General features: G+C 66.6%; 23 protein-coding genes and 1 pseudogene. 10 read left to right on the top strand and 14 right to left on the bottom strand.

The window, feature by feature from the left end:
* Window positions 1–76 precede the first annotated feature (76 nt).
* Both KBZ15_RS03465 and KBZ15_RS03460 read left to right on the top strand, forming a co-directional pair.
* Entirely contained in the window at window positions 77–1057 is a 981-nt protein-coding gene (locus KBZ15_RS03465) for a hypothetical protein (RefSeq protein WP_255013372.1), read from the top strand.
* Window positions 1057–1863, top strand: a complete 807-nt coding sequence (locus KBZ15_RS03460) for a hypothetical protein (protein ID WP_255013369.1) — start codon at window positions 1057–1059, stop codon at window positions 1861–1863. Before KBZ15_RS03465 ends, KBZ15_RS03460 begins: the two co-directional genes overlap by 1 nt.
* On the opposite strand, the gene KBZ15_RS03455 is transcribed toward KBZ15_RS03460, so the two are convergent.
* Window positions 1826–2656 carry a hypothetical protein gene (locus KBZ15_RS03455; RefSeq protein ID WP_255013367.1) on the bottom strand — a complete coding sequence of 277 codons (831 nt, stop codon included), beginning with the start codon at window positions 2654–2656 and terminating at the stop codon, window positions 1826–1828. The genes KBZ15_RS03460 and KBZ15_RS03455 overlap by 38 nt on opposite strands.
* A gap of 43 nt (window positions 2657–2699) precedes the next feature.
* Here KBZ15_RS03455 and KBZ15_RS03450 point away from each other — a divergent pair, with 43 nt between their 5' ends.
* From KBZ15_RS03450 to KBZ15_RS03435, 4 genes are all read left to right on the top strand, one after another.
* Window positions 2700–3470 carry a TerC family protein gene (locus KBZ15_RS03450; protein WP_255013364.1) on the top strand — a complete coding sequence of 257 codons (771 nt, stop codon included), beginning with the start codon at window positions 2700–2702 and terminating at the stop codon, window positions 3468–3470.
* Window positions 3467–3826, top strand: coding sequence for a DUF6464 family protein (locus tag KBZ15_RS03445; RefSeq protein WP_255013362.1), 360 nt, complete (start codon window positions 3467–3469; stop codon window positions 3824–3826). Before KBZ15_RS03450 ends, KBZ15_RS03445 begins: the two co-directional genes overlap by 4 nt.
* A 108-nt stretch (window positions 3827–3934) precedes the next feature.
* Complete coding sequence (locus KBZ15_RS03440; RefSeq protein WP_255013358.1) at window positions 3935–5191, top strand: DEAD/DEAH box helicase; 1257 nt, start codon at window positions 3935–3937, stop codon at window positions 5189–5191.
* Window positions 5192–5338: 147 nt separating this feature from the next.
* Window positions 5339–5467, top strand: coding sequence for a hypothetical protein (locus tag KBZ15_RS03435; RefSeq protein WP_311133661.1), 129 nt, complete (start codon window positions 5339–5341; stop codon window positions 5465–5467).
* Here the strand turns inward: KBZ15_RS03435 and fmt are convergent.
* The 11 genes from fmt to KBZ15_RS03380 form a co-directional block, all read right to left on the bottom strand.
* Entirely contained in the window at window positions 5454–6482 is a 1029-nt protein-coding gene (fmt, locus tag KBZ15_RS03430) for a methionyl-tRNA formyltransferase (RefSeq protein WP_255013354.1), read from the bottom strand. The two genes, KBZ15_RS03435 and fmt, sit on opposite strands and share 14 nt — an antisense overlap.
* The gene (locus KBZ15_RS03425; RefSeq protein WP_255013352.1) at window positions 6479–7846 is read right to left on the bottom strand and encodes a TldD/PmbA family protein; all 1368 of its coding nucleotides are present in this window, start codon (window positions 7844–7846) and stop codon (window positions 6479–6481) included. The genes fmt and KBZ15_RS03425 overlap by 4 nt, the downstream gene beginning before the upstream one ends.
* A gap of 2 nt (window positions 7847–7848) precedes the next feature.
* Entirely contained in the window at window positions 7849–9297 is a 1449-nt protein-coding gene (locus KBZ15_RS03420) for a TldD/PmbA family protein (protein WP_255013349.1), read from the bottom strand.
* Between the two features lie 67 nt (window positions 9298–9364).
* The gene (gene acsF / locus KBZ15_RS03415; RefSeq protein ID WP_255013346.1) at window positions 9365–10447 is read right to left on the bottom strand and encodes a magnesium-protoporphyrin IX monomethyl ester (oxidative) cyclase; all 1083 of its coding nucleotides are present in this window, start codon (window positions 10445–10447) and stop codon (window positions 9365–9367) included.
* Window positions 10448–10495: 48 nt separating this feature from the next.
* A complete protein-coding gene (locus tag KBZ15_RS03410) occupies window positions 10496–10927 on the bottom strand; it encodes a DUF2996 domain-containing protein (protein WP_255013344.1) in 432 nt (143 codons plus the stop codon).
* A 67-nt stretch (window positions 10928–10994) separates the two neighbouring features.
* Window positions 10995–11456, bottom strand: coding sequence for a hypothetical protein (locus KBZ15_RS03405; RefSeq protein ID WP_255013342.1), 462 nt, complete (start codon window positions 11454–11456; stop codon window positions 10995–10997).
* A 15-nt stretch (window positions 11457–11471) separates the two neighbouring features.
* Window positions 11472–12128, bottom strand: coding sequence for a flavin prenyltransferase UbiX (locus KBZ15_RS03400; protein WP_255013341.1), 657 nt, complete (start codon window positions 12126–12128; stop codon window positions 11472–11474).
* A 2-nt stretch (window positions 12129–12130) separates the two neighbouring features.
* The gene (locus KBZ15_RS03395; RefSeq protein ID WP_255013339.1) at window positions 12131–14467 is read right to left on the bottom strand and encodes an RNB domain-containing ribonuclease; all 2337 of its coding nucleotides are present in this window, start codon (window positions 14465–14467) and stop codon (window positions 12131–12133) included.
* 158 nt (window positions 14468–14625) lie between these two features.
* A complete protein-coding gene (locus tag KBZ15_RS03390) occupies window positions 14626–14928 on the bottom strand; it encodes a TMEM165/GDT1 family protein (RefSeq protein ID WP_255013337.1) in 303 nt (100 codons plus the stop codon).
* A gap of 13 nt (window positions 14929–14941) precedes the next feature.
* Window positions 14942–15277: a TMEM165/GDT1 family protein gene (locus tag KBZ15_RS03385; RefSeq protein WP_396123394.1), complete on the bottom strand. Its 336-nt coding sequence runs from the start codon at window positions 15275–15277 to the stop codon at window positions 14942–14944.
* A 101-nt stretch (window positions 15278–15378) separates the two neighbouring features.
* Window positions 15379–15750 carry a YkgJ family cysteine cluster protein gene (locus tag KBZ15_RS03380; RefSeq protein WP_255013334.1) on the bottom strand — a complete coding sequence of 124 codons (372 nt, stop codon included), beginning with the start codon at window positions 15748–15750 and terminating at the stop codon, window positions 15379–15381.
* Between the two features lie 117 nt (window positions 15751–15867).
* Here KBZ15_RS03380 and psb30 point away from each other — a divergent pair, with 117 nt between their 5' ends.
* Window positions 15868–16029 (top strand): photosystem II reaction center protein Ycf12/Psb30, encoded by a 162-nt coding sequence (gene psb30 / locus KBZ15_RS03375; RefSeq protein ID WP_254930569.1) that lies wholly within the window; start codon window positions 15868–15870, stop codon window positions 16027–16029.
* On the opposite strand, the gene KBZ15_RS03370 is transcribed toward psb30, so the two are convergent.
* The gene (locus KBZ15_RS03370) at window positions 16008–17345 is read right to left on the bottom strand and encodes a chloride channel protein (protein ID WP_255013332.1); all 1338 of its coding nucleotides are present in this window, start codon (window positions 17343–17345) and stop codon (window positions 16008–16010) included. The genes psb30 and KBZ15_RS03370 overlap by 22 nt on opposite strands.
* Entirely contained in the window at window positions 17342–19261 is a 1920-nt protein-coding gene (gene recJ, locus KBZ15_RS03365; RefSeq protein ID WP_255013330.1) for a single-stranded-DNA-specific exonuclease RecJ, read from the bottom strand. Before recJ ends, KBZ15_RS03370 begins: the two co-directional genes overlap by 4 nt.
* Window positions 19262–19324: 63 nt before the next feature.
* Here recJ and KBZ15_RS03360 point away from each other — a divergent pair, with 63 nt between their 5' ends.
* The 3 genes and pseudogenes from KBZ15_RS03360 to KBZ15_RS03350 all read left to right on the top strand — a co-directional run.
* Complete coding sequence (locus KBZ15_RS03360) at window positions 19325–20077, top strand: HAD-IA family hydrolase (RefSeq protein WP_255013328.1); 753 nt, start codon at window positions 19325–19327, stop codon at window positions 20075–20077.
* A complete protein-coding gene (locus KBZ15_RS03355; protein WP_255013326.1) occupies window positions 20074–20421 on the top strand; it encodes a DUF565 domain-containing protein in 348 nt (115 codons plus the stop codon). Before KBZ15_RS03360 ends, KBZ15_RS03355 begins: the two co-directional genes overlap by 4 nt.
* Window positions 20421–21041: pseudogene (locus KBZ15_RS03350) on the top strand (phosphoribulokinase); the annotation flags it as partial. The gene KBZ15_RS03355 and the pseudogene KBZ15_RS03350, both read left to right, overlap by 1 nt.

Raw genomic sequence — 21041 nt, 5'->3', positions numbered from 1 at the left:
ATGGGCGGATCTGGCAGCAGCTAGCTCCGATCTTCGCAACTGCCCATACTGAAATGGCGATCCCACCGTTGCGGCCATGTTTCTGATCCACAGCACGGTCGATCAGGCCCCGCTGCAGGCGGCGGCCCTGGTGGGCGCCTGCAGGGGCGACGGCTGGCAGACCCCTCTTCAGCCCCGCTTCCTGGGCGTGCTGTTCCACCAGCTGCTCGGCTACGAGGCCGATTTCGATGAGTTGGCGGGCCTATCCCCCGAAGCCGTGGCCGAGGCCCTGCCCACTCCCGAGCAACGGCTCGAGTTGGTGGAGTTGATGGTGACCCTAGAGATGCTCTGCGATTCCATCCCTGCGGCGCTCGAGGCCTCCATCGAACACTGGGCCAGGGTGCTGGGGGTGGAAGACCGCAGCCTGAGGCTTGCCCGCGACCTGGCGGCCCATGCCTCCTCCCAGGCCCTGCACGACTTCTACCGCTACGACTGGGTTGGTGAGCAGGACATCCTCAGCCCAGCCTTTGAGGGGCTGCTGGCCCGCCATGGCGACCAGGCCTACGCCCTCACCGTGGAGCCGGATCCCATCGAGGCGGCCCGCTGGCGCGCCCTGGAGCAGTGCCCTGCCGGCAGCATTGGCCGCAGCCTCTGGGATTTTTACCAGGAGCGCGGCTTCGGTTTCCCAGGGGAACCGGGTGCCGCTAACGCGGCCCTGGCCCATCACGATTGGATCCATGTATTGGCGGATTTCGACACCACCCCGATGGGTGAGATGGAGGTGACCGCCTTCCAGGCCGCCGCCAGCACCTTGCCCGGGGCCACCCTTGGCTTTATCGGTGCTGTGAGCATCTTTCAGACGGGGCTGCTGCCGAGTCTGGTGGTGCCGCCGGGCTATTCCCATGCCCTGGAAGTGCCGGGGGGGCCTGAGCGGATCGCCGACGCCATCCAACGCGGTCGCGCCTGCCAGAGGGATGTGTTCCGTGAGATCGATTTCTTTACTGTGGCTGACCAAGCTCTTCCTGCCCTCCGCGACTGTTGGAGCATTCTCGGCAAAGCCAATCTCCCGTCGAGCTAATGGCTCGTAGGCACTGCCAGCGCTGCGCCGATGGCGGCCCATCTAGCGAAAAGGGGGCTGTTGTGGGCGTGCTGCCCCTGTTCGGTGCCCTGTTGCTGGGGGCAGGGGTAGCCCTCCTGGTCGTGTTGCCTCGGGGCAACCAGCCCCTAGCCTCGCGAACCCCACAGCCTGCAGCGATTCGGCCGGTTAGGGCCCCCGGTCCCCAGCCCCGATCCCCGCTGGGTTCTTCGCCAGACCCACAGCTGCTGCTCAGCCAGCTGGCCGAGGCCGACCGGCAGTGGACCCCGCGCGCCGAACCCCTGGCCAATGGAGGCTACCGCTATGTCTACAAACGCCGGGCCGGCGAGCCGCCACTGAAACTGGAGACGATCCGGGCCCTGATCGCCAATCCGCCCAGCTTCGAGCGGGAAAGGCAGGCGATCGGCCAGCTGCTGCAGGCCCTGCAGCAGGTCGGTGTGCAGGTGAACCTCTCTGCCCCCCAGAAGAGCGGAGCTGCCGCTGAATGGGACCCGCGAGCCCGCACAGTTCGCATCCAGCCGACTGTGGTGAGCAAGGGCACGCTGGAATTTGCCAGGGTGCTCAACCATGAGGCGATCCACGTAGCCCAGAGCTGCAGCAACCAGGGCCTGGGTTCAGACCCCCTCTTGCTTGGCCTACCAAGCCAGCTACCTGGGCATCTCTCGACGGTGCTAGATGAACCGATCTATCGCACGGCCCCAGAGCGGGTGCGTCAGCTCGAAAGGGAGGCCTTTGCCAACCAGGATCGCCTCACCCTGGGGGTCCAGTTGGTGCAAGCCCACTGCTGAGGTCCTCCAGCAGCATGTTGAATTGCAGTAGCTGGGAATCACTGAGCTGCTGGCGGCTGGTGAGGGAAAAGTGCTGCTCCAGCAATGCCCGGCCCTGGCCAGGCTCCCATTGCAGCTGCGCCAGCAGTTGGTCGCATTGGCTCAGCAGTTCGCGCCGCCTCAGGGGTGCCGGAGCACTGCTGGCCTGGGTGCCTGGGCTGAATCCCTGCAGTGCTGCCAGGTAGGCCTGTAGATCGGCGTAGTTGGTGAGGCGGTTGCGGTTGGGGTTGCCGAAAACCCGCTGCAGATACACCGCCTCCTGGTCCCGATCCCAGCCGAGCCGCTGCAGCTCCAGCTCGAGTTGGGCCAGTTCAGCCGACCAGTCCTCCGGATCCACCTGGGGCTCCTCCGGCGGCTGGGCTTGGGGCTGCAGAGATTCGGGTTGGGAAGGCTGGGTTGGTGAAGGCTGTGTTGCTGAAGGCTGTGTTGCTGAAGGCAGGGGCTGGGGGGCTGGGGTCGCGATGGGAGCTGGGGCCTTGGGTCTGGTGACCGGTTCCCTGGTCAGTGGTTCCATTGCCTCCAGCTCGATCTGGGGCTGGGGTCGGCCCTGCAGCCGTTGGCGGGCCCGATCCTCCGCCAGCTCGGCCGTGGCTGCTTCGCCGAGGGCCGCATCGAGGATCTGCCCCTCCCGCCTGAGCTGCACCAGGACGATGCGGCTGCCTGGCTCAGCATGAACAAGCTGCACTTCCAGCTGCCAGCTCAACTGACCATCCAGCTTCCCCTCTGGCACCTCTTCATCCCCCGGACTGGCCAACCCGACTTTCTAGACTTCCCACCATCTTGGCCCGCTGCAGCCCGTGGAAGCGGAGTCGATCCAGTCAATCCAACCCCTGCTCGAGCAGGCGGACCAGTGGGGCGAGGTACTGCTGCTGTTGCCCTTGCTGGTGGCGCTCGAGGCCGTGTTGTCTGCTGACAACGCCATTGCCTTAGCCGCCATTGCCCGGGGCCTGGAGGATCCGGCCCGCCAGCGCCAGGCGCTCAACCTGGGCCTGGGCCTGGCCCTGGTATTCCGGCTCGGTCTGATCGTGGCCGCCCGGTGGGTGCTCAATTTCTGGCCCCTGCAGCTGGCGGCCGCCGGCTACCTGCTCTGGCTCTCTGGCAGCCATCTGGTGCTGGTCTTCTCCAATCCGGCAGAGGATTCCAGCGCCGAAGGGCAGGACCCAGATCCAGCCCAACCCGCCCCATCCCCCCAAGGCTCCCTCCACCATGCAGGTCTGGGCTCGGTTGTCCTGACGCTTGCCCTCACCGATCTGGCCTTCTCCCTCGACAGCGTGGCTGCCGCTGTAGCGGTGACGGATCGGCTGGTTCTGGTGATGGCTGGGGGGGTGATTGGGGTGATTGCCCTGCGGCTCACGGCTGAACTCTTCATCCGTTGGCTGGCCGTCTACCAGCACCTTGAGACCGCTGGCTACCTGGCGGTTGGACTGGTGGGGATTCGTCTACTGCTGCGCCTAGGCCTGCCCCAGGTGGTGCCGCCGGAGTGGCTGCTGCTGCTCTTGGTGGCTGGCCTATTTGCCTGGGGTTTCTCCGTCCGCCAGGTCCCGGTGGACCAGCCCCCCGTTCCATGAGGGTGGAGCTGCGCCAGATCGACACCGATCAATTGCTCGCGGCCCTTGAGGTAGACGAAATCAGTGATGTGCCCCATCCAGGCCGCTGGCTGGAAAGCGCTGGTCGCAGCTTTTTGGTTCTGCAGCGCCGCCATCGCTACCAGTTGCGCAACGGTAAATACCAGCTCGCCAGCGTGGCGCTGCAGGTGAAGTCCCAACGCCAACCAGGCGACGCTCGCTGGTGGCACAACCAGTGGGTGATTGGCGATCCCAGCTGTCGCTACAACGCCCGAACTCCCCTGCTGCGCTGCGCCGTGCTGCCCGATGGCCCCTGCGAGCTCTGCGCCCATTACTGCCAGCGAGATCGCCCTACCTGATCCCCTAACCAACGACTCCTAGGCTGGGCTGACAACGCTTCTGCGGCGATTACCCAATCCATCCCAGCTCCCAAGACTTCACCAGATGCCAAGACCTCTGCTGAGGCCTTGGCTGCTTCCTTCGATTGCTTTGGCCTGGGCGAACCCCTGCTCAAGGCGGTGGCTGAGAAGGGCTACACGAGTCCTTCGCCGATCCAGAGCCAGTGCATACCAGCCGTGCTGGCCGGTCACGATGTGATGGCTGCGGCCCAGACCGGCACCGGCAAAACCGCAGGCTTCACCCTGCCGATGTTGGAGCGGCTGCGCCACGGCCCTCCCGCCCGCGCCGGCATCGTGCGCTCTTTGGTGCTCACCCCCACCCGTGAGCTTGCGGCCCAGGTGGGTGAGAGCGTGCGGGCCTATGGCCGCTACCTCGACCTGCGCAGTGACGTGGTGTTTGGCGGGGTCAAGGTGAACCCCCAAATCAACCGTCTGCAGAGGGGTGCCGACATCCTGGTGGCCACCCCGGGCCGGCTGATGGACCTCTACCAGCAGAAGGCCCTGCGGCTCGATCGGGTTGAGATCCTGGTTCTCGATGAGGCCGACCGGATGCTGGATATGGGCTTCATCCGCGATATCCAGAAAATCCTGGCCCTGCTGCCAGCCAAGCGTCAGAACCTGCTGTTTTCGGCCACTTTTTCCGGCGACATCCGGCGTCTGGCCACGGGGCTGCTGCACAATCCCGTCCAGCTCCAGGCCACCCCGGCAAACCAGGCGGCCCCCACCGTTGAGCACCTGCTCCATCCCTGCGACATGGACCGCAAGGGGGATCTGCTCAGCCACCTGATTCGCAGCAATGACTGGCAGCAGGTGCTGGTGTTCTCCCGTACCAAGCACGGCGCCAACCGCATGGCGGACCGGCTCATTCGCGAAGGTATGACCGCCGCCGCCATCCACGGCAACAAGAGCCAGGGGGCCCGCACCCGGGCCCTGGCCGATTTCAAAGCCGGTGCCCTGCGCGTGCTGGTGGCCACCGACCTGGCTGCCCGCGGCATCGACATCCACCAGCTGCCCCACGTGGTCAACCTCGACCTGCCGAACCAGGCGGAGGATTACGTGCATCGCATCGGCCGCACCGGTCGGGCCGGCCATAACGGCCACGCGATCTCCCTGGTGGCCGCTGAAGAAAGTGAGTTGCTGCGGGCGATTGAGCGGGTGATCGGGCTCAGCCTGCCGCGTCAGGAGGTGCCTGGTTTTGAACCCAAGGTGCTCTCGGCCGCCCCCCTCGATCTCAGTGGCGGCCGCGGTAAGGGGGGGCGCCGCTCCCCTGCCCCCCATGGCGCTCGCCACCGGGGGGGGCGACGACCCTCCGGCTCCGGTCGCTGAAGCCCGGCTTTGCGAACCGCAGCAACGGACACATCAGCGGCGGCCCTGCTCCGCTGCGATGGGGGAGTTGAGAGTTGAGCAATGCCCTACGAGCCCGGATCCCCGCAATGCCGCGTGTTGATCGATTGCAAGAGCCAGATTGAGTCGATGCTGCTCTCCCTGGGCCGCATTGAGAACAGCCAGCACATTCGTGACCAGCTGGTTTCCGTGCACAACCAGTTGGAGGGTCTGCATGCCCTGCACCGCAAGGAGGCGCTCGAGCTCAAGCAGGGTTAGCCCCATCTAGCAAGCCCGATGCGCTGCCGAACCGGTCGCCGGGCCCAGCGTCTAACTGTTGGATCAGGGCCTGGCCCAGGGCGGGGGCGCGGCCTTCCAACTGGGCTTCCCGCAGCAGCAGCGGGCCGGCGCCGCTTGCGAGCACCAGGCCTACCCCGGGTTCGATTGCCAGGACTGTGCCAGGCATTGCCCCCTCAAGTTTTATCCCCTCAAGCTTTATTCCTTCAAATCCGGCCACCAGGGGTTCGCTGGCCAGCAACTTCAGCCGTTTGCCCCGCCAGCTCGTGTGGGCATTGGGGTAGAGGCCCATCACCCGCCGGTGGATCGCCACCGCTGATGCGCTCCAGTCGATTACTGCGTCGGCTTTGGTCAGCAAGCGGGCCACGCTGAGCCCCGCTTCCCCCTGGGGACGCACCCCCAGCCGGGCCAGCCGCTCGGCTTCCGGGCCCGTTCCAGCGGCCTCGATGCGGGGCAGGGCCTCGACCAGCAGCTCGGCGCTGAGCTGGGCCAGCCGCTGCCCCAGCTGGCGGGCATTCTCCAGCGGGCCAATGGCCAGGGAGCGCTCCAATAACACCGGCCCGGTGTCGAGCCCTGCCTCCATGGCCATGATCCCCACCCCGGTTTCCCTGTCACCCTCGAGCAGGCACCACTGAATCGGGGCCGCTCCCCGCCAGCGGGGCAGCAGGGAGCCATGGGCGTTCCAGCAGCCCAGGGGCGGCTGGGCCAGCACCTCCGTAGGCAGGATCTGGCCGAAGGCCACCACCACGGACGCATCGGGGCCGAGGGCCCCAAGCTGGGCCTGGAGCTCGGGCTCGCGCCTGATCCGCTCCGGCGTGAATACGGGCAGACCCAGCTCCAGGGCCCGGGCCTTGACGGCGCTGGGCTGGAGCTCCTTGCCGCGGCCGCGGCGGCGATCCGGCTGGCTCACCACCCCCACCACGCTGTGACCTGCAGCCACCAGGGCCTCCAGGCTGGGCACGGCGTAGGCCGGCGTGCCCCAGAACAGGATTTTCACGCCTCGCCGGTGATCGAGAGGCCCTCAACCCACACGTAGGGGCAGAGACCATCCGGGGTCACCTTGGCCTCGCCCTCAAAGCCAACGATTGCCTGGAGCAGCTTGCGGATGTCGCCTGCCACGGTGGCTGCTTCGATGGAGCGGCTGACCCCGCCGGCTACTAGCCAGCCATCGAATGGCAGGGAGAAGGAGCCCTGGCTGGCCTTGACACCGGCATGCAGGGCAGAGAGGGAATCGATCACCACCAGGGGGCCCCCATGGCTGAAACGATCCAGCCCCTGCTGGCCGCCGCCGCTGCCGGGGGTAGGCCCAATTTCAAACCAGTCGGGGCCTACAGCCACCTTGGCCCCCATGCCGGCGTGGCCGGTGGGGTTTACCCCAAAGGCCCGGGCCGTGGCCTCCGAGTGCAGGAAGTTGCGGAGTATGCCGCCCTCCACCAATTCCAGGGGGGCGGTCGGTGTTCCCTCGCCATCAAAGAGCGAGGCGCCGATATTGCCGGGGTGCAGGCCGTTGTCGCGAATGCTCAGGAAGGGCACCGCCAAGCTCTGGCCGAGGGAGTCGCGCTGGCTGAGGCTGACCCCATCGAGCACCGATCTGGCGTTGAACAAGCTGCTGAAGGCGCCGATCAGGTCGAGGAAGGCCTCCGGGCTGAACACGCAGGTGTAGGAGCCGGTTTCGATCGGGGCGTAGTCGAGGTGGGCGATGGTGCGCTCGGCCGCCTCATCTATGCAGCCAGCGATGTCGAGGTCGGCGGTGCCGTAGGCCATGCGAACGGCGCCGGAGCTGCGGGGTTTGCGGCCAGCCTCTTCTGCCCTGGCATAGAGGTAGATGCTGGCGGTGGTGAGCAACTGGTGGCGGCGGGCCCCATCACTGTTGAGGTAGAGGCGCTCACTGCTGCGCTGGGCCAGGCCGTTGTAGGGCACCGTACCGATGGCGCCATGGCGATCCAGCAGTTGGCGCTCGGCTTCTTTGAGGCTCTCCAGCAGGGTGAGGATCGGCTGGGGCTCGCGCAGGGGCTGATCCAGGCTGACCAGGGGGGCGGTGGCCAGGGGGGAGAAGGCGGGAGTTTCCTCGGAGTTGCCAAAGGCGCTGGCGGCGTGGGCGCCGACCAGGGCCCTCTCCAGGCCAGCGTCGCTGAGATCCGAGGTGCTGGTGATTCCCACTAGGCCCTTGTCGTTCCACACCCGCACGGTGATGGCGCTGCGCTGGGCACCTTTCATCTGTTTGGCTTCACCGCGGTCGACCTGCACGGAGGTGTCGGTGCTGCAGGAGGCCCCCAGGTCCCATTGGTGGATGGCGGCGGCCTGGGCCAGCTGCTGCAGCCTGGCGCTGAGGGCTTCGGGGTTGAGGCGGTTGTCAGCCATGGTCAGCGCCCCCCGACGGTGATTGATTCCACCTTGATGTGGGGTTGGCCGACGGTCACGTTGATGCTGCCGCTGACCGAGCCGCAGAACCCGGCGGCCAGCTCCAGATCATTGGCACACATCGAGATGCGCGGCATCACCTCCTTGGCTTCACCAATCAGGGTGGCTCCCTTCACTGGCTTGGTGAGTTGGCCGTTCTCGATCAGGTAGCCCTCCTCCACGGCGAAGTTGAACTGGCCGGTAGGGCCCACACTGCCCCCGCCCATCGATTTGCAATACAGCCCCTTGTCAACTGAGGCGATCAGCTGGTCGGGGGTGTGGGGGCCGGCGGCGATAAAGGTGTTGCGCATGCGGCTGGCGGCGGCAAAGGCATGGCTCTGGCGGCGACCGCTGCCGGTGCGGCCATGGCCGGTACGCAGCTCGCCGGCGCGGTCACTCAGGAAACCCTTCAAAACTCCCCTTTCGATCAGCACCGTCCGCTGGGGCTCCATGCCCTCGTCATCCATCGAGAGGGAGCCGAAAGCGCCCTCACTGAGGCCCTCATCGATGGCGGTAACGGCTTCATGGGCGATGGATTGGCCCACCTTGTCGGCAAAGGGGGTGGTGCCCCGCTCCACCTGGGTGGTTTCGAGCAGGTGGCCGCACGCCTCATGAAAAATCACACCGCCGAATCGGTTGGCGAGCACCGCCGGCATCTGGCCGGCCTCCACGTAGTCGGCGTAGAGCATGGTGCCCACACTGGTGCAGACATCCTGGGCCGCAGCATCGGCGTCCCAGTCGCGCAGGTCGTCGGGCCGATCGGAGGTGCCGTAGCGGCGGCCAAGGCCGGCGCGGTGGTCGCCGTCGGCAGCGAGTACATTTAGGCCCAAAGACTGGTGCAGGCGGATGTCGCGGGCAAAGGTGCCGTCGCTGGCGGCCACCAGCACGCTCTGCCAATCGCGGGAATAGCTGCCCCGGCGGGCCTGCAGGTGCTCGCCATGCTGAGCGAGCCTGGCGGTGCCCTCCAGCAGCTTCGCCGTGGCTTCAGCCAGGGAAGGGCAGCGCTCCAGCCAGTCGCTCTTGACTGCGCTGAAGTCTCTGAGGGCACCGAGGCCCTCGAAACCCTTCGATGGGCTGCTTGATGGGCCGCTGCTGAGCATCAGGCCAAGCATGCCGAGGGCCTGATCCAGGCCTTGGAGCAGCCCCTGGGCGCTCAGGTCGTTGGTGCTGACAAAGCCGTCGCGCTCGCCGCGGAATACCCGAATTCCAGCTCCCATGCCGAAGGATGGGCTGACATTGGTGATTACCTCCTGCTCGGCCAATACGCCCAGATGGTCGGTGCGTTCCAGAAAGATCTCCACCAGGTCGGCGCCGGCCCCCCGACCGGCGGCCAGCAGGGATTCGAGCCGCGGCAGCCAGCTGGTGTCAAAGCAAGCGGGGTTCGCGCCCGAAACGGGAGTGGAGGCAACCAAGGCAGATCGGCGAGGGGGCGGGGGCAGGAGATGTGGGCTTACTGGGAGGAGCCCGGTCAGGTTGGGCTCAGCGCACAGCGGCTTGGAACTGCTCGCTGCGGATCGGGGCCATCAGGTAGAGCTTGGCCATTTCAGCTCCATTGGCGATCCACAAGGGCAGCTTGCGCAGCAGCTTCAGCGGCGCCGGCGCGGAGCTGGCATCGACTGCACTCAGTCCGGCGTTGTTGCTCACCAGCCGCTCTAGGCGCACATAGAACTTGGGATGGTCGACGTTGAGGACTACGGGGAATACCCGGGCGGAGGTCTCGTTGGTCTTGGCAATCACAACCTTGTCGTAGGCGCGGGCATCGAGGCCAAGGGCTTCGTAGAACTCCTTGCGGGCCACGTCGCGCACGTACATCGTGGCAAACACGGCCAGCAGGAAAAAGCGACACCACAGACGTGCTGTCAGGCCACGCACCGTGGCAGGTTGGGCCTTCATCAGGGCGTCAAAGAAGTCGCCATGGCGGTTTTCGTCCTGGCACCAGTTTTCGAAGAAGTTGAAGATCGGGAAGATCTTGCTTTCAGGATGCTGCTCTAGGTGGCGATAGATAGCAATGTAACGCCAGTAACCGATCTTTTCGCTCAGGTAGGTGGCGTAAAAGATGAACTTGGGTTTGAAGAAGGTGTAGGCCTTATTAGCCGTGAGAAAGCCCAGATCGAGCTGCAGCCCAAAATCTCCCATTGCCTTGTTCAGGAAGCCGGCATGGCGGGCCTCATCCCTGGCCATGTGGGCGAAGCATTCGGCCAACAGGGGATTTTTGCTTTTGATCCGGCGGCTCAGCTCCTTGTAAAGCAGGAAGCCGGAAAATTCCGAAGTGCAGCTCTGCTCAAGAAACTCAACAAACACCTGGCGGGTTTTGGGGTCGAGTTTGGCTGCCGCCCCGTCGAATTCGTCGTTGCGCACGAAATGGTGGCGGTTGTAGTCCTTGCGGAACTCCTCGCAGATGGCCTCCAGCTCCAACACGTTGGGCTGCAGATCCATCGCCGCCATGGCGTCAAAATCCGTGGTGTAGAAGCGGGGGGTCAGGATCGTGTCCCTGACCGGATCCTTGGTCGCCGGTGCTTCCGGGGTGGCTAGGGAAGTGGCAATCGCGGCGGGAGGCACCATCTGGCGTTGCGGCTTACGGCTGTACTTGCATCGTAGGGGGCTTGGTCGTCAATTCGGGCCGAGCCATTTCTGGCCGTTGAGACGCTGGACCAGGCGCGAGACCAGCAGCGCCAGCGACATCTTCTTCTCATCAATCAGGAACGACTCGAGCAGACTGGGTTTACTGCCCCCCTCTGCCACCGCCACCGTTTTGGCGGAATTGATGCTGGCTGCCGTGAAGCAGAGCCAGAAGCGTCGCTGGCCGGGCAGCTCGCCCTTAACCATCCAGCACTCTGAGCCCACCACCGGCATCGGGCCCTGCTCGAAGACCAGTTGCGGCGAGGGGCCGCCATAGCCCTGGATTTCTGCTGCCAATGCAGGCATCAGCAGCTTGGGGATAAAGCTGTCAAAGGGCTGGTCTTCCGGGCTCGGCGGCTTGGCCTTGGCGGCGGCGGCAGGCCGGGATTCCCCATTGGTGGCAGGTTGGGCGGATTCGCTCACCGGTGCAAGCCCCTTGCGGCATCTCACCCAACCTTACGCAGGCCTGGTATGGCCCTGCACCACCAGCTCACCAGTCGTCGTTGCTGCCTGAGTCCCAACCATCGCCCACGGCCCTTGCCTGGGCCCCAACGGGTTCCGGATTGGCGTTGCTGCGACCCTTGCGGATCACCCGGAACGGCACTGCCACGGTGGGGGCTGGTTCCCCCGGTGGGCGCGGCGGTCCGGCTGCCGGGGCTGGTTGGGGAACCGGCCCCTTCGCCCGGGTCTGCGGCCGCTCAGGGGCCGGGCGACTCCCCTGGCGGCGCGGGCTACCCGCTCCCGTGCCAAGGGCCAGGGCGGCTGCAGCGGCACTGAGGCCAGCGCCGCCGCCGCCGGCAAGGGCTATCCAGACGCCGATCGGCAGGGTGGGGGAAGTCCAGATCAGCAGGCGCAGGGAGAGGCTGGGCCTGGGATTGAGGGCGCCCACCAGCAACACCACCAGCAGCGGGGCCAGCAGGGGAAGTAGCAGCAGGCGTTGCAGCAGGGCCAACGGACAGGAACCGAATCAGGCGGAGGGGGCGTCTGGAGATCCTGGCTGGTGGGGTGGCCCCTGCCAACGGCGCATGCTGCCAAGTTCGTAGCCCAGAACGTCGAAGACGCGGATCACTAGGAAATCGACCATGTCTTCAATGGTCTGGGGCTGGTGGTACCAGGCAGGCACCGGCGGGGCGATGCGGGCGCCCGCTTCGGCGAGGGCGGTGAGGTTGCGCAGGTGGATCAGGTTCCAGGGGGTTTCCCGCGGGCAGATCACCAGGGGCCTGCCCTCCTTGAGGTGGACATCGGCGGCCCGCTCCAGCAGATCGAGGGCCACCCCAGAGGCGATTCGCCCCACGGTGCCCATCGAGGCCGGCAGGATCACCATTCCCCGGGTGCGATAGCTGCCGCTGGCGATGCCGGCGGCCTGGTCATTCCAGCGGTGGCAGCGCAGCTGGCCCGTGCTGGTGCCGGTGCGCTCTCGCCAGAAACGCTCCTGGGCGGCGGGCTCGGAGGGCACCCGCAGGCCCAGCTCCGCCTGCCACACGCCGATGGCGCCGCGGGAGGCCACCAGCTCTACCGCCTCGCCGGCCTCGAGCAGCAGTTGCAGGGCCCGCTGGGCCAGGGGCTGGGCCGAGGCGCCAGATACCGCCAGCACCACGGGAGCACTGCTGGCTGCGGCGTCCATGCTCAGGCCCCTGCCAAAACCGGGATCGGCGCAAATGGATCTGGCCCATCGTCACGGCTGTCTTCTCCCCGGTTGTATTCGTCTTGTCCGTCTGGGTCGGGATCCTCCCCTTCTGGTAACACCACCGCCAGGTCAATCTGATGGCGCAGCACATCCACCTTCTGGATCTCCACTTCCACCTGGTCCCCCAACATGTAGGTCCGGCGGTTCTTGCGACCCACCAGGCGGTTTTGGCGGGAGCGGTATTCATACCAATCGTCCTTCAGCGAACTCACGTGCACCAGCCCCTCCACCTGGGAGGGAGGCACCTCCACGAAGAAGCCATAGCTCTGCACCCCGCTGATCACTCCGGGAAGTACCTGGCCCACCAGCGGTTCGGCCTGGCGGGCCTGGAGCATGGCCAGCAGGTCTGCCTGGAGCTCGCTGAGGAAGCGCCGCCTGCCGTTCAATCGCTGCACCAGCCCATGCTCGAGCACCTTCTGGTAAGGGCTGAGCTGGCTCGGGGCCAGCAGGGGCCAGTCGATGCTGCCCAGGCAGCCATCGGAGGCGAGGTCAACACTTGTTTTGTGGCGCACGCTGGGCCTGTCCTTGCCCTCGGTGAGCAGCAACACCAGCTGCTGCTGGTTCCATAGATCGGCGTAGTGGAGAGTCGGGCAACACCAGGGAGCGATGGCGTTATCCCCGTCCACCAGCCCCGTCAGGGCGTGGGCTCCAGGCCCATCGCTGAGCAGCATCGGTTTGAGGATCGCCTTGAGCTGCTGTTGCAGAGCCCGGCTGCGGTCTGTGCCCGCAAAGGCCCCAGCCAGTTCGGCGGCGCTGGCATTGCCTTCCTCCCCCAGTTCCAGGGGGATGTCAAGGGCCAGGGCGGAGCGGGCCACGTCGTTGAGGTCGCTGGCATCGGCACTGGCGTTGGTGCTGTAGATCGCCGGCAGGCCGAGTCCGGCCAGATGCTGGCCGAGGGCCCGTTCAGCCAGCAACACAGCTTCGCGCAGCAGGGCGATCGGGTGGTGGTCCTCCAGGGTCACCAGCCATCCCTCCAGGGGCAGATCCGGCCCCGGTACGGCCAGATCCCCCAGGCTGTCAATGGCGGGCTGGGGCAGGTTCAGATCCAGAGAGCCATTGGCCTGGCGCGCCTGACGCAGCAGAGCTGTCAGGGCAACCAGCTGTTCCACCAGGGGCAGTTGGTCCTTGAGGCCTTTGAGTGCCGCCGGCAGGGTGCGGCTTTTGGGCTTGCGCTCGGCCAGGGCATTGAGGGCGTCGGCTGCCGCACAGGCCACCGGTTTGATCATGCTGCGGCTGAAGCGGTAGTGCTCCAACTGGCCTGCAGAGTTGAGCTCCAGGGCTACCGAGAGGGCCGCCTGGGCTTCGCCCACCTTGAAGGCGCTGGCCTTAGCCAGGGCAGAACTGAGCAGGGGCAGCCATTCCCGCCCCACGCAGAGAGCATCGGCCTGCTCCCGCAGCCAGATGTCGAGGGCGCCGCCCGGGGTGTAGCGCTCGCTGATGGCCGGACTGTGCAGCCACAGGGTCCAGCCCCCTTCCCTTTGCTCCAGTCCCAGGGCTGGCAGGCCGGGGGCCTCCTTACCTGTCCAGGGCTCCAGCAGCAGGGTCTGCTGGTCCGTGAGGTCCGTGCGGTCTTTGGCCGCCAGGGCCTTGAGGGTGGCCCGCGGTGCCTGGGCCCTGGCGTGGAGACGGTGTTTGGTGAGTAGTAGGTCGAGATCGGCGGCTTCGCCACCATTGACCGCCAGGCTCCGGGCCACATGGCCCTGGGGACCGAACTGGCCCACGGGGTAGCGATCCACCAACACCTCGACCACCGAGTTCTGCTCGCTATCGAGATAGCTGGCATCGCTGCCGGGCAATTCCACCGCGGTCAGCAACCGGTCGTCCAGGGGGGTGGCCACCAACCTGTCGTCTAGCTGTTCCACCTGGGCCAGCAGGGACGGGGTATGGCGTTCAAGAATGCACTGCACGCCGCCCTCTGGGGAGCGGCGGCGGCCCCCTTCCCGGGTCACTTTGACCAGCACCCGATCGCCGTTCCAGGCGTGGTTGAGCTGGTGGTCGCGGATGTAGATGTCCTCGCCGCCGTCTTCCCGCAGGGCAAAGCAAAAGCCCTTGCTGCTGCAGCGCAGCCTGGCAGGAATCAGCTCGGGATCCTGGAGCCGGATAACCCCCGCTTCCTGCAGGGTGATCAGACCAAGCTTGCAGAGGCCTTGCAGGCCGATCTGGAGCTGCAACTTCTCAGCTTGCTGGCTCAGCCCCAGGGCTTTTTCCAGCTTTGGCAGCGGCAGGGCTTCATCGGCTGGAAGTTGGTCGAGCAGGTCGGCGACCGTGAACTTCATTGGAGTGAGTGTTGGTTGGCGGGGCCACCACAGGAATTCCCCGGATGTGGGGCGGTGGTGGATGGGGAGGCAGCTGATCGGGCCGGCTGATCGGGCTGGTTGATGGCGGGCTGGGCTCGGAGCGATGCCCACGGCCACCACTGCCTGATGTTGTGATCTTAGTCGGCTGGCTGATCTGCGCTTTCGATTTTTCCTGAGCGCCGGATCAGTTGCACGCCAATCACCAGGAAACCAACTGAGGCGGCCAGTTGCAGGGCATTGGTGGGGATCACCGCAGACAGTGAGCCCCCCGCTGCCGCGCCGAGCAGGCTGGCCCGCACCAGGGCTGCCGAACTGCCGGCAAACACCGCCCCCGGCCGGGTGGAGGTGCCGCTGATGCTGACGATGGCCAGCTGGGTCTTGTCCCCCAGTTCGGCCAGGAACACGGTGACGAAGGTGGAGGCAAGCAGGGCAAGGGTCATGGCTACGGGCCGATCAATTCAGGGGCAGGTCTGGGCTGGCTGGCACCAGGCCCAGCACCGCCTGCCGGCCAAGCCAGAGGCCCAGCGCCACCATCAGGATTCCGGCCAGGCGCTCCAGTTGTTGGGGAGCCATCAGCCGGGCGAGCCAGCGTCCGAGCAGCACCCCCACCAGGCTGGAGCAGATCAGGGCCAGGGAGGCGCCAATGAAGACCACCCCAGGTCGACCTGACTGGGCCGAGAGCAGCAGGGCTGCCAGTTGGGTTTTGTCGCCGAGCTCGGCCAGAAAAACCGTCGTGAAGGTGCTGGCAAAGGCCGCCCCCCAGCTCCCGGCGTGTTTTGGTGACGCCAGCTCCTCAAGCTCTGCGGAAGCCAGCCCAGAATCCCTCTCCAATTCACCCTCGAGCTCGCCCGCTAATTCGCGCTCTGATTTGGGCTCGGATTCACTGCTCATCAATCAACTCGAATAGTGCGAAGAAAGCGCCCCATCACCCTGCCACGGCCTCCGTATTCACTGCGGATCTGCTGCTTGCAGCAGGCGATTGCCAGCCTGTCGCCAGCTCCGGGATCCCCGGCTGAGCCAAATAACTTGACCAGGTTGGCTACGTTGCAGAAATCCGGTCGATTGGCGTAGATGCGGCAGTTGCGGGAGCCAGTGTTGTAGTGAATGCACCAGCCGTCAGCCCCCACCATCGCCAGATACTGCTCCTTCTGGCTGGGGCTGAGGGCGGCGATGGCCTCCTGGCGCTGGCTGGGGTCCAGTCGGCAGCAGGCTCCGCAGCCACTGATGCAGCTCCAACTCCCCTCTCCCCTGTTGTGACCCATCACTTTTGTGACCCATCGGTCATAGGTAGGCCATCCAACCCTGCTGTGACAAGCAAACGCTGTGGCAAGCCATCGCTGTGACAAGCCATCACAGTGGGGCCAGGGGCCAGCCGGCCGGTGTCTACCACGCCTAAGGTGGTGATTGAGATCCGCTCTAGCGCAGTTATTTCCATGGGTATCGACTTCCACCTGATCGCCAATTTCGCCGCCCTGGCCCTGATCACCCTGGCGGGTCCTGCCGTGATCTTCGTTCTTTTCTATCGCCGCGGCGCCCTCTGATCGGTCAGTTGGTCTGGGCTTCGGCCCAATTGCCATAGGGCGTGATAGATCGGCTCCGGCTGAATCTTGCGGCCAATGGCCGCACCGATCACCGCGCTCAGGAGGATGCCAAAGAGCCACTGCTGGTCGCCGGCCATGCGCAGGGCAAACAGCACGGTCATCAGGGGCAGCTGGGTGGCGCCGGCCAGTCCCGAGGCCATCCCCAGGGCCAGGCCAAGCTGGGCATCGGCGCCCAGGAGCTCCATGGTGCCGCTGCCGAAAAGGGCCCCGATGGCAAAGGCTGGATCGATCAGGCCGCCAGGAATCCCAGCCGCCAAGGCCAGCACGGGCGCCCCGATGCGGGCCAGTAGCAGCAATAGCCAGCCAACGATGCTGAGCGGGGAGCCTGGAACCGGCAGGCTGCCCTGGCCATCAAGCAGCTGAACCATCAGGGCTTCGCCGTCGCCGCCACTCCAGCCACCACTGGCCAGGGCCAACAAGCCAAGGGCCAAGCCGAGCCCTAGCCCCCAGACCAGGGGCCTTTTGCGTAGTCGCGGGCGCAGAAAGGTGTTGCCCTGCCAGAGGATTCGGCTGAACAGACCACCCAGCAGTCCGCCGCCCACACCGAGGGGCAGGGCCCAGAGCAATTGCTGCCATTCCGGTCTGAGCGTCTGAACCATTCCCAGGGTGAACAGCGGGATCCCGTCAAGATTGCTGATCAGGGCAGCGGCGCTGCACACCACAGCTGCAGGCCAGATCACCGACGGTTGGAAGCGGCCGGTGAGCTCCTCGAACACGAACACCGTGCCCATCAAGGGGCTGTTGAACCCGCCCGCCAAGCCGGCGCCGGCTCCGATTGCCATCAACGAAGCGGAGCTGATCCCAGCCAGCAGGTTGGGGAAGCGCCGCCGCAGGGCGTGGGCCACCGCAGCGCCCACCTGCACCACCGGGCCCTCCCTACCCAGGGGCATCAGGGCCAGGCTGGCGGCACTCCAGAGGGCCAGGCGAGCCACCGTGGCAAAGGGTGCCATCAGCAGGGGGGCCTGGCTGGGGTTCTCTATGCTTTCGAGGGTCTGGGGAATGCCGGAGCCGGCCCCGCGGGCCAGCCTCCCTGACTGGAGCAGCAGCAGCAGGGGCATCACCCCAATGGGTGCCAGGGCGATCGCCAGGGTGCGCAGCGTCCAGGAGTCGCCACTGAAGCCAGGCAACTTGTGCAGCAGCAGGTCCTGGGCGTGGTCCATCAGGTTGAGGGGCCAGCAGGCCAGACCCACCAGCAGGCCAAGCAGCAGCAGACCAGCCAGCTGGAGACCCCACAGCCGCAGGGGTTGCCCGCTCATGCGACTAGGCCCAGGGCGATGGCCGCATCCTGGAGCAGGGCGCGGACGTAGGGGTGCTCATGGTTGGCGGCCTCTTCGCTGCTGAGTTCGTCACCGGCCGCGTTGCGCACCACCAGGCCGGACCCTGCTCGCCGGCACCAGTAGGTGCGATCGCGGCGGCGCAGCACCACTTCCGCCTCGCCGTCAGCTTCGCTGGCACTGGGCCGCAGGCCCACCAGCTCCAGCTGCAGGCGCTCCTGGCCCTGCCATTGATCCAGCCTGAGCCGGTAGGCCGCATCCACCCTGGCCGGCAGGTTGGCTGGGCCCTGCCAGCGCCAGCCCATGGCCCGTAGGCGATGCTCGCCCTGCACCAACTCCAGCTGGAGGTGGCCGCCCCGCAACAGCTTCTGGGAGGCAACCTGGCAGCCCTGGCTCCAGAACACCGGATCTGGATGGCCGATACCGAAGGGCTCCAGCCGTTGCAGCTGGCGCAGGAAATCGCGGTCAACCTGGCCCAGGCCCAGCAGGGCTTCCGGTTCCACCGGGGTGCCCCTGCCGCTCTGTTGCAGCCAGCCCTGGGCGAGCCCCTCCAGTTCGGCGTGCAGGGCCGCCACCTGGTCAGCCCGCACCGTGAACCCACCCGCTGCGGGATGGCCGCCAAAGCGCTCCAGCAGGGGCGCACAGTGCTGCAGGGCTTGGTCCACCGCAAAGCCGCGCGGGGCCCGCACCGAGGCCCGCAGGCGGCCATTGCCCTCCCCGGCCAGCAGGGCGGCGGGCAGGCCAAAACGCTCCACCAGCCTGGCGGCGACAATGCCGATCACCCCGTGGTGCCAATGGTTCTGGGCCAGCAGTAGGAAGGCCGGCCGGCGTGGACCATCGGCCTCCAGCAGGGCCAGGGCCTCGGCCTCAATGGCGCTGCAGAGCTCGCGTCGCTGCCGGTTCAGGGCTTCACACTCGCGGGCCAGGGCCAGGGCCCGATCCGGATCCTCCGTAGTGAGGAGCTCCACCACCAGCTGGGGATCGCCCAGCCGGCCCACGGCATTGATGCGAGGGGCGATCTGGAAGCCCACCGCCTGGGCGTTCAGGGGCCCATCTTCAAGACCCGCCAGCTGTTGGAGAGCCTGCAGGCCGACCAGGGGGCTGCGCCCCAACTCGGGTAAGCCATCGAGCAACCAGCGCCGGTTGACCCCCACCAGGGGCGCCATGTCGGCGATGGTGCCGATGCAGAACAAGTTGAGCGCAATCTTCAGACCATCGGCCCGGCGCAGGCTCTGGCAAAGGGCCGAGGCCAGCACGTAGGCCAGGCCCACCCCGGCCAGGCCCCGATAGGGGGAGTCCGCCGGGGTTCGCTGGGGATGGAGCAGGGCCAGGTGGGGCGGCAGGGGATCTGGAATCGCGTGGTGGTCGGTGAGGATCGCCTCGATGCCGAGGGCCTCGGCCCGCTCCAGGGCTTCGAGGGCCGAGACGCCGTTGTCCACCGTCACCAGCAGGGCCACACCCTGCTCGGCCAAGCGCTCGACCATGGCTGCGTTCAGGCCATAGCCGTCATCCATGCGGCTGGGGATGGCGGCGATCGGCCTGGCTCCCAGTCGCTGGAGCACACCCACCAGCAGGGCCGTGCTGGTCATGCCGTCGGCGTCGTAATCCCCGCAAATTGCTACTTGCTCGCCCTGGCCGCAGGCCCTTTTAAGCCTGGCCACGGCCTTGGCCAGATCGGCGAAGTGGCGACCGGCGGCCGCAGCCGCGGGCGGATCGAGCAAGGCCCCGATCTGCTCTTGGCTGGTGAAGCCCCGTCGCCCCAGAACCGCCATTAGGGCCTCAGGCAGGGGGTTTTCAGCTGGCGCCTGGCTCAGGGCTCCAGGGGCCAGCGGGGCAGGCAGGTGCCAGCGTTGCTCATCTAGGGCTGGCAGCAACGATGGTTTCCAAGTTGGTGCCATTGTGCTGGCCAAGGCGCCGCCATGCACGCCCCCTAACCTCCGTTTGTCCCTCGTTTCGGCACGATGGCCTTGGGGGCCCTGTTATGGGATGTGGATGGCACCCTGGCTGAGACCGAAAGGGAAGGCCATCGCCGGGCGTTCAACCGGGCTTTTGCCGCTGCAGGTTTGCCCCTGCACTGGGATAGCGCTCGCTATGGCGAGCTGCTGGCCATCAGCGGCGGCCAGGAACGGCTCGCCTTTGCCCTCCAGCAGTGGCAGGGCCACCCAGCCGATCCTGCCCTGGTGGCAGATCTGCAGGCCCGCAAGCAGGAGCACTACGCATCGCTTCTGGCCTCAGGCGAGCTGGGGCTCAGGCCTGGGGTCGCCGAGCTGATCCGGGAGGCAGCTGCAGCCGGGTTGGCCCAGGTCATTGTCACCACCAGCGGCCGCCGGGCCGTCGCCGCCCTCTCTGAGTACGTTCTGGGCGGCCTGGCCGACTGCTTCAGCTTCTGGGTGTGCGGTGAAGATGTGGCCCGCAAGAAACCCGATTGCGAGGCCTACCTGCTTGCCCTGCGGCAGTTGGGGCTTGGCGCCGAGCGGGGGCTGGCCCTGGAGGATTCAGGCCATGGCCTGGCTGCCGCCGATGGGGCCGGATTGGCCTGTTTGGTAACGGCCAGCCACTACGGCGCTGCTGAGGCTCCGGAGCGTTTTGCCCGGGCCCGGGCAGTGGTGAGCGAACTGGGCCCCCAGGTAAAGGTGTTGCGGGGCCCCGCTTGCCAGGGCAGCCAGATCACGCTCTCCTATTTGCATGAGCTGCTCGAGGCCGCCCAGCCGTGACGCGCCTGCCCCTCCAGCGCACCCGCTTCAACCGGGCCCTTGAGCGGCTCGCTGCCCTGCTGTTGGGCAACATGCGCGGCAGTTGGCGCTACCGCAGCACCGTGCTTTTGGCCTTGCTGCTGGGCTTCTACGGCGGCAGCAATGTCACTGCCTACTTGATGGTGAGCTTTCCAGGTGGTCGCCCCATGGCCGTGGTGCTGATGTTGGTGCTGGTGGAATTGCTCGTGCGTCTGAGGGGCCGACTGGCCCCCAGCCAGCCCGGGCTGGGCTGGGTGGTGCTCGACAACCTGCGCATCGGTGCGGTGTACGCAGTGGTGTTGGAAGCCTTCAAACTCGGCACTTAATGGCAACCGATCCCGGCCTGGAGCAGCACTTTGTGGCCCCCCTGCTGGCCCAGTTGGTAGCCCTGGGCTCCAGCGCTCAGAGGGCTGTTGTGGCCCTCAACGGCCCCGTGGGGGCCGGCAAGACCACCCTTGGCAGCCTTCTGCAGCAAAGGGCCGCAGCCCAGGGGCTGACCCTGGCCGTTTGCTCCATCGATGATTTCTACCTGCCCTGGGAGCAGCGCTTACGGGCCCTAGCAGGCAATCCTTTTGGCGTCTCGCGGGTGCTCCCCGGCTGCCATGACACCCAGCTTGCCCAGGCCTGTCTGGATAGCTGGCAGCGGGGCGGAAAACTTCGACTGCCCCGTTTTGACAAGGCCCTGCGGGCTGGCCAGGGCGACCGTTGCGGCGAAAGGCTCTTGGAGGCCGATGTGCTGCTGCTGGAGGGCTGGTTGCTCGGTTGCCAGCCCCTGGCCAGCCAAAATCTTGGCAGTGGGGGGTCCCGCTGGGACCGGGCCCTGGAGGCCTACCAACCCCTCTGGCAAACGTTTGACCAGCTCTGGCTGCTAAGGCCCCAGAGCTGGACCATGCCGAGGCGCTGGCGTTTCCAGGCCGAAGCCCGCCAGCGGCGACGGGGGGAAGGC

Origin of the sequence: Cyanobium sp. BA20m-p-22 (genome assembly GCF_024346275.1) — a bacterium.
GTDB lineage: Bacteria > Cyanobacteriota > Cyanobacteriia > PCC-6307 > Cyanobiaceae > Cyanobium_A.
This window is presented reverse-complemented; position numbering and strand designations above follow the sequence as displayed.

Coding starts and splice junctions, on each gene's coding strand:
- KBZ15_RS03465 (WP_255013372.1), top strand. CDS start 77: ATGTTTCTGATCCACAGCACGGTCGATCAGGCCCCGCTGCAGGCGGCG.
- KBZ15_RS03460 (WP_255013369.1), top strand. CDS start 1,057: ATGGCTCGTAGGCACTGCCAGCGCTGCGCCGATGGCGGCCCATCTAGC.
- KBZ15_RS03445 (WP_255013362.1), top strand. CDS start 3,467: ATGAGGGTGGAGCTGCGCCAGATCGACACCGATCAATTGCTCGCGGCC.
- KBZ15_RS03435 (WP_311133661.1), top strand. CDS start 5,339: ATGCTGCTCTCCCTGGGCCGCATTGAGAACAGCCAGCACATTCGTGAC.
- KBZ15_RS03425 (WP_255013352.1), bottom strand. CDS start 7,846: ATGGCTGACAACCGCCTCAACCCCGAAGCCCTCAGCGCCAGGCTGCAG.
- acsF (WP_255013346.1), bottom strand. CDS start 10,447: ATGGTGCCTCCCGCCGCGATTGCCACTTCCCTAGCCACCCCGGAAGCA.
- KBZ15_RS03400 (WP_255013341.1), bottom strand. CDS start 12,128: ATGGACGCCGCAGCCAGCAGTGCTCCCGTGGTGCTGGCGGTATCTGGC.
- KBZ15_RS03395 (WP_255013339.1), bottom strand. CDS start 14,467: ATGAAGTTCACGGTCGCCGACCTGCTCGACCAACTTCCAGCCGATGAA.
- KBZ15_RS03390 (WP_255013337.1), bottom strand. CDS start 14,928: ATGACCCTTGCCCTGCTTGCCTCCACCTTCGTCACCGTGTTCCTGGCC.
- KBZ15_RS03380 (WP_255013334.1), bottom strand. CDS start 15,750: ATGGGTCACAACAGGGGAGAGGGGAGTTGGAGCTGCATCAGTGGCTGC.
- KBZ15_RS03370 (WP_255013332.1), bottom strand. CDS start 17,345: ATGAGCGGGCAACCCCTGCGGCTGTGGGGTCTCCAGCTGGCTGGTCTG.
- recJ (WP_255013330.1), bottom strand. CDS start 19,261: ATGGCACCAACTTGGAAACCATCGTTGCTGCCAGCCCTAGATGAGCAA.
- KBZ15_RS03360 (WP_255013328.1), top strand. CDS start 19,325: ATGGCCTTGGGGGCCCTGTTATGGGATGTGGATGGCACCCTGGCTGAG.